The 11,685-nt window shown below is 66.9% G+C and carries 7 protein-coding genes; 5 read left to right on the top strand and 2 right to left on the bottom strand.

The features are described 5' to 3' along the window. Nucleotides 1-88: 88 nt before the first annotated feature. Nucleotides 89-925, bottom strand: a complete 837-nt coding sequence (locus tag DBZ32_RS03905) for a helix-turn-helix domain-containing protein (protein WP_119165787.1) — start codon at nt 923-925, stop codon at nt 89-91. 95 nt (nt 926-1,020) lie between these two features. On the opposite strand from DBZ32_RS03905, the gene DBZ32_RS03900 reads away from it, so the two are divergent. From DBZ32_RS03900 to DBZ32_RS03890, 3 genes are all read left to right on the top strand, one after another. Then, nucleotides 1,021-2,880 (top strand): TRAP transporter permease, encoded by a 1,860-nt coding sequence (locus tag DBZ32_RS03900; RefSeq protein WP_162906545.1) that lies wholly within the window; start codon nt 1,021-1,023, stop codon nt 2,878-2,880. After that, nucleotides 2,877-3,896, top strand: a complete 1,020-nt coding sequence (locus DBZ32_RS03895) for a TAXI family TRAP transporter solute-binding subunit (protein ID WP_119165785.1) — start codon at nt 2,877-2,879, stop codon at nt 3,894-3,896. Before DBZ32_RS03900 ends, DBZ32_RS03895 begins: the two co-directional genes overlap by 4 nt. A gap of 74 nt (nt 3,897-3,970) precedes the next feature. After that, on the top strand, nt 3,971-5,617 hold the full coding sequence (locus tag DBZ32_RS03890; RefSeq protein WP_119165784.1) for an alkaline phosphatase family protein: 1,647 nt from the start codon (nt 3,971-3,973) through the stop codon (nt 5,615-5,617). Between the two features lie 42 nt (nt 5,618-5,659). Here the strand turns inward: DBZ32_RS03890 and recG are convergent, their stop codons facing one another. Beyond that, nucleotides 5,660-7,741: an ATP-dependent DNA helicase RecG gene (recG, locus tag DBZ32_RS03885; RefSeq protein WP_119165783.1), complete on the bottom strand. Its 2,082-nt coding sequence runs from the start codon at nt 7,739-7,741 to the stop codon at nt 5,660-5,662. A gap of 114 nt (nt 7,742-7,855) precedes the next feature. Here recG and DBZ32_RS03880 point away from each other — a divergent pair, with 114 nt between their 5' ends. Next, on the top strand, nt 7,856-8,146 hold the full coding sequence (locus tag DBZ32_RS03880) for an FAD assembly factor SdhE (RefSeq protein ID WP_119165782.1): 291 nt from the start codon (nt 7,856-7,858) through the stop codon (nt 8,144-8,146). Between the two features lie 174 nt (nt 8,147-8,320). Further along, nucleotides 8,321-11,677 (top strand): transcription-repair coupling factor, encoded by a 3,357-nt coding sequence (gene mfd / locus DBZ32_RS03875; protein ID WP_235830081.1) that lies wholly within the window; start codon nt 8,321-8,323, stop codon nt 11,675-11,677. The last annotated feature ends 8 nt before the right edge of the window (nt 11,678-11,685 follow it).

Here is an 11,685-nt window from a genome sequence, read left to right as displayed (position 1 = left end):
GTCATGAACGAAATCATACCTCACCTGCCCGGACTTGGCGCGCGCAAGACGGCGAAGAGGGCGCCGACTGGGAGTCGCCCGAACCCGACTAGCGGACCTCCTCCCGCGGCTCTTCAAGCCAATGCCTGTCGATCCGCCGGCTGGTGTCCAAGGCCCGATTGATCGCCTCCGCGGCGGCCCGCAGCGCCGGCAGGTGTTCCGACGCGAAGAGCTCGGTCGAGCTGAAGGCGCGCGGCCAGACCAAGGTGAGCGCCCCGAGACCCAGTCCCCGTGGCCCGATCGTCACCGCAATGGCCGCAAGGGATCCGTCGAGCGGCCGTTCCCCGTGATAGCTCGGAAGCCGTGTGCCGAAGCCGCGCCGTCGCGCCTCGTCCAAAATCGGAAGGTAATCGTCGAGGTCCATGCCGAAGCGGGCGAGACCCCAGGTCCGATCTCCTTTGGTGGCTTCGTGCAGGGCAGCGACCTGGGCTTCGTTTCGCAGCGAGAGGCAGGCCATTCCGCTGGCCGCACCGAAAATGTTGACCCGCCGGTCGATTTGCTCGCGATTGAATTGAAACGGGCTGAACACGCGGGTCGAATCGATGATCTGCATCGCCGTGCCGTCGAGAATATGCAGATCTGAGGGCCAGCCCACTGCGCGGGTCAGCGCCAGCGTATCCGGCAGGGCGACGTCCGCGAGCAGACTGAGCCCTCGCGGAATCGGCTCGGGCGAAATACTGGGCAAGGTCACGTTCAGTCTGTAGCGGCCGTCCGCGAGCGACCGCCGGGCAATGGAGCGCGCCACGAGCGTCGCCATGAGGCGGCGGATCGTGGACTTTGGGAGACCCGTCGTCTTGTGAAGCTCGGCCAAGGACATGGAGTCGCGCCGGGCCAGCGCCTCCATCAAGGAAATACCTCGGTCCAGCGAACGGCTCTCTTTGAGCATGACGCGAAACGTGCCACTCAGTGGCACGTTTTGGAATAGCGTTTTGCGGCACGGGCAGGCCGACGCATCCTACGGATACAAAATGGGGTGGAGACGTGAGGGACCTGATCGCGCGTGGGTCCGCAGGGCTGACCGCGGGCCTTTCCCTGATACTGTCGGGATTGGCGGTTCACGCCGCGGGCTTCGGCGTGTTCGACACCACGCTCTACTCCGGCCTGACGGTCGGCCTGGGGCTTTCGATCCTGCTCCTGTCCCAGCCCGGCGGGATCCGGCGTCTCTCGTTCCATGGCGGCCTCGCGGTCGGCTTTGCAGGTATGATCTGGCTCTGGGTCTCGATCATGCATGCGCAGGAGACCTTCTTCATCGACATCTCGGATGGGGAACTCGCGCTGGCCTGGGGGGCGCTGGCGCTGATCTTCTACGCTACTTACCGTGGCTTCGGCTGGCCGATGCTGCTCGTCTGTCTCGCCTTGGCGGTCTACGTCCTGGCACCCTTCGGGGCCGACGAGCGCTGGAGCCGTGTCGCCGAGAATCTCTGGTACTCCACAGACGGCGTTTTCGGCCGCCCCGTCGAGGTGGTCGGACGCGTCGTCCTGGTATTCATCGTTTTCGGGGCGGTCTTGCAAACCTCCGGAGCGGGACGCGTTCTGCTCAAGATGGCACTGGCCGCCACGGCCCGGGTTACCGGCGGTCCCGCGCATGCGGCCATCGTGGCCTCCGGCGCCTTCGGCACGCTCTCCGGGTCGCCCATCGCCAATGTGGTTTCCACCGGCGTCTTCACCATTCCGATCATCAAGCGGGCGGGCTTTCGCCCGACCTTCGCTGGGGCCGTGGAGGCGGCCGCCTCCACCGGAGGTCAGATCATGCCGCCCGTCATGGGCGTGGTGGCCTTTCTGATGGCCGACGTGACCGGAATCCCGTACCTGCAGATCGTCATTGCCGCCTTGATTCCGGCGCTGTTCTACTACCTCTCCCTCTTCGCCATGGTTTTGATCGAGGCGCGCAAGCAAGGCCTCGCGCCACGGCCGGCGCCCGAAGTCGAATCGGTCACCTCGCGCGATTGGCTCCAAAGCCTGTCCTTCTTTCTGCCACTCGGCATGATCGTCTTCGTTCTTCTCCAGGGTCGGACGGCGCAATACGCGGGCTTCACCGCGCTGATCGCGGCGACCCTGCTTTGTCTCCTCCTATTCCCCGCGTTCCGTCATCCGAAGGCTTGGATCTCGGCCTTGATCGCGGCCGGGCATACGGCGGCGACGCTGATGGTCATCGTCGCCGCCATCGGTTTCGTCATCGGCGTGATCAACATGTCCGGCGTCGGCCTGCAGTTCGCGCAGGCCATCCTGTCGGTGTCCGGCACCTCTCTCTTCCTGGCGCTGCTTCTCGTCATGCTCGGATCTCTGGTCATGGGCATGGGGGTTCCCTCGGCGCCCGCCTATCTGATCGTCGCCATCGTGATGGGGCCGGCTCTGGAACAGTTGGGTCTGCCGACGATCGCCGCGCATCTCTTCATGCTTTACTTCGCCGTCCTGTCCGTCGTGACACCGCCCGTGGCGCTCGCCGCCTTCGCCGCCGCGCCGATCGCGGGCGCCCGGCCAATGGCGACGGGTCTCGAGGCGTTTCGGCTGGCGCTCGCGGGATTCGTCATACCCTTTCTCTTCGTCTGGCATCCGGACATCCTTTTGATCGAGGGCGTCAGCCCGCTCGGTCTCGCCTGGGCCTTCGCGATCTTCGGCTGTTCGACCTGGATGGTTGCGACGGCGCTGCCGCGCTTCGACCTGCGGCGTCTCTCGCGGGGCGAATCCGGCTTGCGCTTGCTGGCGGGGCTTCTGGCCCTGGTTCCCTACCTGCCGGTCAGCCTCGCCGGTCTCGCTCTGTCAGCCGCGCTGATCGCGTTTCACCGGCGCTCCGCCTTCAAAATCAAAACCGCGAAAATCGAAATGGGAGGAAAGACATGAGACACTGGAAAGCCTGCTTCACCGCCTTCGCGATCCTGGGAACCGCCGCGACAGCGGTGGCGGAGGATCTCAAGATGGCCACCATCGCGCCCGGCTCGTCGGCCTATCTGACCATGTCCACGATGGCGACCATCGTGAACCGCGGTCAGGATGAGCACGACATCACCGTCGATGCCACCGGCGCGGCTACGCGTCATATGATCAGTCTCGCCGAAGGCGACCTGGATTTCGCGATGACGTCGCCCACGATCTACCGCTTCCTGTCCGAGGGGACGCGGATGTACCAACAGTTGGAACGCGCCCCCGAACTGGCCGAGGAACTTCGCCTGGTCTTCTGGTTTCCCTACGGCGCCTACCACGTGCTGACCTACGCCGATTCCGGCATCGCCTCCCTGGAGGATCTGCGCGGCAAGACCGTCTTTCTCGGCCCGCCGGGCGGCGGTGCCTGGGCGACCGCGCAGAAGTGGGTCGAGGCCCAGACCGGGATGAAGCCCGACGAGGATTTCGAGAGCTTCAACGGCTCCTGGTCTTCCGCCTTTCAGGCGTTTCAGGACCGGCAGATCGACGTCTACATCAACGGCGGGATCGCGCCCTTTCCGCAAGTGGAGCAGCTGACCGCGACCGCGCAGCTCACCCTCCTCGGACCGACCAAAGCGGAGGTCGAGACGATGGACGAGGCGAAGCTCGCGCCCGCGCGCGTCCCGGGCCGCAAGCTCGATCCGATCCCGGTCGCGGTCTATGGCGAGGGCGTGACCAACAGCGAGGATGTCTACACGATCAACTCGATCGTCGGCGTGGCGACGCGCGCGTCCCTCGATGAGGAGACCGTCTATCGTGTGACCAAGGCCTTCTGGGAGGGAACCGCCGCCATGCGGGACAGCGCGCCCTGGCTGGAGGACATCACGCTCGACTACGCCGTGCAGGACGGCGGGCTCGGGCTGCACCCCGGGGCCGAGCGATACTATCGCGAGATCGGCGTGACCATCCCGGAAGGCAGTGCGGCGCCCGCGCAGTAGACCGCTTTCCCGCCCCGAAACTGCCGGCCGGTTCCCCGGAGCCGGCCGGCCTCGCGATGGACCGAACGCCTGCCATGAACATTCTCTTCATCATGTTCGACCAGCTTCGTTTCGACTACCTGAGCTGCGCCGGACATCCCCACCTTCATACGCCCAATATCGACGCGCTCGCGGCCAAGGGCGTTCGCTTCACACGCGCCTATGCCCAATCGCCGATCTGCGGCGCGTCCCGCATGAGCTTCTACACCGGGCGCTATACCTCCTCCCACGGCGCGCAGTGGAACGGCTTTCCGCTCAGGGTCGGAGAGGTCACCTTGGGCGATCATCTGCGCAGGCTCGGCATGGACTGCTGGCTTGTCGGCAAGACCCACATGAAGGCCGATGCGGAGGGGATGGAGCGGCTCGGGCTGTCGCCCGACAGTCTGATCGGCGCCCGTCAGGCGGAATGCGGCTTCGATGCCTGGGTGCGCGACGACGGGCTTTGGGCGGAAGGTCCGGACGGCTTCTACGACGCGAAACGCAGCCCCTACAACGAGTACCTCAAGGCCCGGGGCTACGACGGAGAGAATCCCTGGGCCGACTACGCAAATGCCGGGGTCGAAGGCGAGGAGATCGCGACCGGCTGGTTCTTCGAAAACGCCGACAAGCCGGCCAACGTCCGCGAGGAGGACAGCGAGACGCCCTGGCTGACCGGCGAAGCGCTGCGGTTTCTGGAACAGGCCGCGACGCCCTTCTGCTGCCATCTCAGCTACATCAAACCGCATTGGCCCTACATCGTGCCGGCGCCTTACCACGCGCTCTATGGCGCGAACCACGTGCCGGCGGCCGTCCGCAGCGAGATCGAACGGGAGTCGCCCCACCCCATCTATGCCGCCTTCATGGGCAACCGGATCGGCCAGGCCTTCCAGAGAGACGAGGTGCGGCGAAAGGTGATCCCCGCCTACATGGGGCTCGTCAAGCAGGCCGACGATCAAATGGGCCGTCTCTTCGCCTATCTCGAGGCGGCCGGGCGGATGCGGGACACCATGATCGTCCTGACCTCCGATCATGGCGATTACCTGGGCGATCACTGGCTCGGCGAGAAGGATCTGTTCCACGATCCTTCCGTGAAGATCCCCCTGATCGTCTACGACCCCCGGCCGGAGGCGGATGCGACCCGCGGTACGACCTGCGACGCGCTGGTGGAGAGCATCGACCTGGCCGCGACTTTCGTCGAGGTCGCCGGCGGAGAGGTCCCCGACCACATCATCGAGGGGCGCTCGCTGATGCCCTTCCTGCGCGGAGAAGCTCCATCGGTTTGGCGCGATTTCGTGATCAGTGAATACGACTACTCCGTCACGCCGATGCGCGAGACGCTCGGGGTCAGCGCGCGGGACGCGCGGCTCTTCATGGTTGCCGACCGCCGCTGGAAGCTGATCCATGCCGAGGGCGGTTTCCGCCCGATGCTGTTCGATCTGGAACGCGATCCGGAGGAGTTCCGCGATCTCGGCGACAGTCCGGATCACGCCGAGGTGCGGGTGAAGCTCTATGACGATCTCGCGCTCTGGGGACGGCGGATGGCGCAGCGCGTCACGCGCTCCGAGGCCGATATCGACGCGATGCGCGGCCGCTCGCTCAGGCGCGGCATCCTGCCGTTCCTCCAGGATGGAACCGAGGTCCCGGAAGACCTCACTTCGAAGTACAGGGGGCCGGTTCGCCAAAGGCATCTGGCCGAGGACTAGAGGGCGATCCTGCCCTCGGACAGCGCGCCCTCTGCGCTTCCGTCAACCGGAGCGCAGATAGCGGATGCCCTCGTCCCGTTCGAAGAGGTAGAGCAGCACCCGCAGGGCCTGGCCGCGCGGGTTTTGTAGCTCGGGATCGCGCTCCAGGATCAGGCGGGCGTCGTCGCGGGCGACGGCCAGCAGGTCGGCTTGCCGGTCCAGATCGGCGAGGCGAAACTGAGGCAGGCCGGACTGCCGGGTTCCCAGAAGCTCGCCGGCGCCGCGCAGCTCCAGGTCGGTTTCGGCGATGCGGAAGCCGTCGTCGGTCTCGCGCAGCACCTTCAGGCGTTCGCGCGCGACCTGCCCGAGGGGCGAGGCGTAGAGCAGCAGGCAGATGGATTTCTCGGACCCGCGTCCGATGCGGCCGCGCAGTTGATGTAGTTGGGCGAGGCCGAAGCGCTCGGCCTGCTCGACCACCATGACCGTCGCGCTGGGCACGTTGACTCCGACTTCGATCACGGTGGTGGCGACCAGCAACTGCAGCGGTCCTCCGGCGAAGCCGGCCATGACGGCATCCTTGTCGGCTGCCTTCATGCGCCCGTGCAGCAGGCCGGCCTTGCCGGGGAAGCGCTCGGCCAGCAGCGCGTAGCGTTCCTCGGCCGCGGCGAGATCGCCGGTCTCGCTCTCCTCGACCAGAGGACAGACCCAGTAGACCTTGCCGCCCTCGGCGATCTTGCGGCCGACGGCCTCCACCACCTCTTCCAGACGCTCCAGCGGCAGAGTACGCGTGTCGACCGGCTGGCGGCCCGGCGGCTTGCCGGTGATCCGCGAGGACTCCATGTCGCCGTAGGCCGTCAGCACCAGGGTGCGCGGGATCGGCGTCGCCGTCATGACCAGCACGTCGACGGCCCGCCCCTTGGCCGCCAGCGAGAGGCGCTGATGGACGCCGAAGCGGTGCTGTTCGTCGATCACGGCAAGCCCCAGGTCGGCAAAGGCGACCTCCTGCTGAAACAGCGCGTGGGTCCCGATCGCCAGTTTGGCGGATCCGTCGGCCAGCCGCGCCAAGGCCGCCTGGCGGGTCTTGCCCTTGTCGCGGCCGGTCAGCACCAGCACCTCGATGCCGGCGGCCTCGGCCAGCGGCGCGATCGTTTCGTAGTGTTGGCGCGCCAACAGTTCGGTCGGCGCCATCAAGGCCGCCTGATGCCCGGCCTCCACGGCGGTCAGCATAGCCAGCAGCGCGACTACGGTCTTTCCGCTGCCGACGTCGCCTTGCAGCAGCCGGAGCATGCGGGTCTCGGTCGCCAGATCGGCTGCGATCTCCGTCCAGGCCTCCTGTTGCGCCGCCGTCAACGCGAAGGGCAGGGCGGCCAGCGCCTTGGCGGTCAGACCACCATCGCCGCGCAGCGCGCGCCCGCGCGCCTTGCGTTGGTTGAGGCGCACGATCGCGAGCGCCAACTGGTTCGCCAGCAGCTCGTCGTAGGCCAGGCGTTGACGTGCCGTCGCGGCGGGCTCGAGGTCGCCCGCGCCCTCCGGGTGGTGAACCGCCCGCAGGGCCGCCTGCCAGCCGGGCCAGCCGCGCTGACGTTGCAGCGCCGGGTCCAGCCACTCGGGCAGCTCCGGAGCCCGCGCCACGGCGGCGCGCACGGCCTTCGCCACGGTCTTCGGCGTCAGTCCGGCGGTCAAGGGATAGACGGGCTCGACGCCGGCGAGGCTGTCCTTTTCCTCGGGCGAAGCAATGTAGTCCGGATGGACCATCTGCAGATGACTGCCGAAGGCCTCGACCTTGCCGCTCACGACCCGCGTGGCGCCGAGCGGGAGCTGTTTGGCGATCCAGTCGGACTTTGCGTGAAAGAAGACGAGATCGAGCGTCGAGGTCGCGTCCTCGCAGCGGACCCGCAGCGGCTGCCGCGTCGTGCGTCCCGGCTCGATGGCGATCACGGTGACCGTGACGGTGGCCACCCGCCCGATTTCGGCCTCGGCCAGCCGCGGCTGATAGGAGCGGTCGATCAAGCCCGTCGGCAGATGCCAACAGAGGTCCACGGCGCGCGCCCCCGCCAGCTTGGCGAAGAGTTTGGCAAACCGGGGCCCGACGCCCGGCAGGGCGGTGATCTCGGCGAAGAGAGGATTGAGGATCGTCGGCCGCACGAGCGTTTCTTGACGGAACAAAGCCTGGAAGGAAAGGGCGCTGCCGCGACACCGGCCCGGCTGACAGGCGGCGCGCGACGGTCTATATCCTAGCGCCAGGAGAACGGAGACGACATGCAGGACGAATCGCCAGGCGGCGAATCACTGGAAACACGGCGGAAACGCTTGCGGTTTCGCGCGTGGCATCGGGGAACCCGGGAGATGGATCTGCTGGTCGGCAGCTTCGCCGACGCCTATCTCGCGGGCTTCGAGTCGCAGCAGCTCGACAGGTTCGAGGGGCTGCTGCTGGAGTCGGATCCCGATCTTTACGCCTGGATGATCGGGCGTAGCGATCCTCCGACCGACCTCGACCACGATGTGATGCGTTTGATGCGCGCCTTCGAGTACAAGCCCGTTACCAGCTGACCTCAACCATCTAAGCTTTCCGGTACAAAACACGTGTTGCACCAGGTTTTGAGTGCTCCCGGGCGACGACGGATCGTCAACGCGCCCGAGGGATTGGATGCGCTGCTGATTGCGCAGGCGCTGGCCGTCGCGCCGGTACAGGCCCACCTGCATGTCGCCCGCGACGACCAGCGGATGACCCGTCTGGCCGAGGCGGTGGCCTTTTTCGCGCCGAAGGCCGAGGTCCTGCTTTTCCCGGCGTGGGACTGTCTGCCCTACGACCGGGTCAGTCCGCACCGGGATATCGTGGCCCGCCGGCTGGCGACCTTGACCCGTTTGCGCAGCGACCAGGCGGGTCCCGGCGGGCTGCTCGTCGTGACGACCGTCAGCGCGCTGATGCAGCGGGTCCTGCCGCGCGAGGCCCTGGCCGGACGCTCGCTGGATGCGAAGCCGGGCGACCGGCTCGCGGTCGAAAGCCTGACGGCCTTCTTCGCGGATAACGGATACCTGCGCGTCGAGACGGTGGGGGAGCCGGGCGAATACGCCTTGCGCGGCGGCCTGCTCGACGTGTTTCCGCCGGGGGCGGAGCAGCCGCTGCGTCTGGACTTTTTCGGCGACGAGCTGGAATCGATCCGCAGTTTCGACCCGTTGACGCAGATCTCCAGCGGCAAGGCCGAACGCCTAAGCCTGAAACCGGTCAGTGAAGTGTTGCTGGAGTCGGAAAGTATCGAGCGGTTCCGCAGCGGCTACCGCAAGGCTTTCGGGGCGCAGACGGGCGGCGATCCGCTCTATGAATCCGTAAGTGCGGCCCGGCCGCATCCCGGCATGGAGCATTGGCTGCCTCTGTTCTACGAGCGGCTCGATACGCTCTTCGACTATCTGCCGGCGGCGCGGATCACGCTCGATCATCAGGCGGAGGAAATCAAGGACACGCGGCTGGAGACCGTCGCCGACTTCTACGATGCGCGTCAGACACTGGGCCGGGCCGAAGCGGCCACCGCCGGTGTCTACAATCCCTTGCGGCCCGAGGCGCTCTACCTCACCGCGCAGGAATGGAAGGAGCGGCTGGAGGCACGGGCGACGGGGGACCTCTCGCCCTTTGCCGGACCCGACGACATGGCCGGGATCGTCGATGCCGGCGGCAGGCGTGGGCCCGACTTCGCGGCGGAGCGCCTGGCCGGGGAGTCTCAGCTCTACGACGCGGTCAAGGACTACGTCGCCGCCGAGCAAGCGGCCGGACGCAGAGTCCTGCTGGTCGGCTACTCGCGCGGCAGCCGCGACCGTCTGGCCCATGTTCTGGCCGACCACGGCCTGACGCCGCAGACGTCCGTCGAGAGCTGGGGGGCCGCGCAGCAGTTGCCGGCCGGGACCCTGGGGGTGGTCGCGCTGAGCCTGGAGCGCGGTTTCGGAACCGCCGACCTGACGGTGCTGACCGAAACCGACGTTCTGGGCGAGCGCATCGCCCGCGCACAGGTACGGCGCCGGCGGCCGGAGAACTTCCTGACCGAAGTCTCGACTCTGGCCGAAGGCGATCACGTGGTGCATGTCGAATTCGGCATCGGCCGATACGACAGCCTGGAAACGCTCGACATCGGCGGAGCCGCGCACGATTGCCTGCGCGTCATCTACCACGGCGGCGACAAGCTCTACGTCCCGGTGGAAAACATCGAGGTGCTGTCCCGCTTCGGCGGCGAGGAGGCCTCGGTCGAGCTGGACCGGCTGGGGCAGGGCGGATGGCAGGCCCGCAAGGCCAAGGTCAAGGAGCGCATCCGCGAAATCGCCAACGAGTTGATCAAGATCGCGGCCGAACGGGAACTCCGCCAGGCCGAGGCGGTGCCGCGGCCCGAGGGCCTCTACGACGAGTTCGCCGCGCGGTTCCCCTATCCGGAAACGGACGACCAGTTGCGCGCGATTGAGGAGACCCTGACCGATCTCAACTCCGGCAAGCCGATGGACCGTCTGGTCTGCGGCGATGTCGGTTTCGGAAAGACCGAGATTGCGCTGCGCGCCGCCTTCGTCTCCGCCTTGAACGGCCACCAGGTCGCCATTGCCGTGCCGACCACCCTCTTGGCGCGGCAACACTACGCGACCGTGAAGGACCGCTTCGCCGGCTTGCCCGTGCGCGTCGGGCAACTCAGTCGCCTGGTGACGGCCAAGGATACGGCCAAGGTGAAGAAGGAGCTGGAGGCCGGCACGATCGACATTGTCGTCGGCACTCACGCGCTGCTGTCCAACTCGGTGAAATTCAAAGACCTCGGTCTGATGATCGTCGACGAAGAACAGCACTTCGGCGTCAAGCAGAAGGAGCGCCTGAAACAGCTCCGCGCCGAGGTGCACGTGCTGACGCTGACGGCGACGCCCATCCCGCGAACGCTGCAGTTGGCCTTGTCCGGCGTGAAGGAGATGAGTCTGATCGCCACGCCGCCGGTGGACCGCCTGGCGGTGCGGACCTTCGTGCTGCCCTACGACCCGGTGGTGGTGCGCGAGGCCATCTTGCGCGAGTACCATCGCGGCGGCCAGACCTTCTACGTCTGCCCGCGGATCGAGGATCTGGAGGAGTTGCGCGAGCGGCTGACGAAGCTGGTGCCGGAGGTCAAGGTCGCGGTGGCGCACGGCCGTATGGCGCCGAGCCGCCTGGAAGAGACCATGACGGACTTCGTCGACCGCAAGTTCGACGTGCTGCTTTCGACCAACATCGTCGAATCCGGTCTCGACATTCCGACCGCCAACACCATGGTCATCCACCGGGCCGACATGTTCGGTCTATCGCAGCTCTATCAGCTTCGCGGACGTATCGGTCGCGGCAAGCAGCGCGGCTACGCCTACCTCACCTTGCCGCCGGGACGCATTCTCTCAAGCGCCGCCGAGAAGCGCCTGCACGTCATGCAGACCCTCGACACGCTGGGCGCCGGCTTCACGCTGGCCAGCCACGATCTCGACATTCGCGGCGCCGGCAACCTCTTGGGGGAGGAGCAATCGGGCCACATCCGGGAAGTCGGCATCGAGCTTTACCAACAGATGCTCGAGGAGGCCGTGGCGGCGGTCCGGGAGCGTGGGGGCGAAGCCCAGGGCCCGGCCGGCGGGACAGGGGAGACCTGGGCGCCGCAGATCAACCTCGGGACGGCCGTGCTGATCCCCGAAGTCTACGTCCCCGACCTGCATGTGCGACTGGGCCTCTATCGGCGGCTCTCGCAACTGGTCGACAAGATCGAGATCGACGCCTTCGCAGCCGAACTTGTGGATCGGTTCGGACCGCTGCCCGACGAGGTGCAGAACCTGCTCGACGTCATCGCGATCAAGCGGCTTTGCCGCGATGCCGGTGTCGAGAAGGTCGATGCCGGGCCGAAAGGTGCGGTGATCGCTTTCCGCGGCGATCTCTTCGCCAATCCGCAAGGCCTCGTGCAGTTCATTCAGGCTCAGGCCGGCACGGTGAAGCTGCGGCCCGATCACAAGCTCGTCTACAAGCGGGACTGGGACGGGCCGAACCAGCGCATGCGCGGTGTCCGCCGTTTGTTGGAGCAGCTTGGAAAGGCGGCGGCGCTAGCGGCGTAAAGCCGCCA

Origin of the sequence: Algihabitans albus (assembly GCF_003572205.1) — a bacterium.
Lineage (GTDB): Bacteria > Pseudomonadota > Alphaproteobacteria > Kiloniellales > DSM-21159 > Algihabitans > Algihabitans albus.
The sequence above is the reverse complement of the archived record's forward strand: the minus strand, read 5'-3'. Positions and strand labels throughout refer to the sequence as shown.

What these genes read in the sequence shown, in the direction of transcription:
- DBZ32_RS03880 (WP_119165782.1), top strand. Translation starts at nt 7,856, where the DNA reads ATGCAGGACGAATCGCCAGGCGGCGAATCACTGGAAACACGGCGGAAA.
- DBZ32_RS03895 (WP_119165785.1), top strand. Translation starts at nt 2,877, where the DNA reads ATGAGACACTGGAAAGCCTGCTTCACCGCCTTCGCGATCCTGGGAACC.
- DBZ32_RS03890 (WP_119165784.1), top strand. Translation starts at nt 3,971, where the DNA reads ATGAACATTCTCTTCATCATGTTCGACCAGCTTCGTTTCGACTACCTG.
- DBZ32_RS03905 (WP_119165787.1), bottom strand. Translation starts at nt 925, where the DNA reads ATGCTCAAAGAGAGCCGTTCGCTGGACCGAGGTATTTCCTTGATGGAG.
- mfd (WP_235830081.1), top strand. Translation starts at nt 8,321, where the DNA reads ATGACCCGTCTGGCCGAGGCGGTGGCCTTTTTCGCGCCGAAGGCCGAG.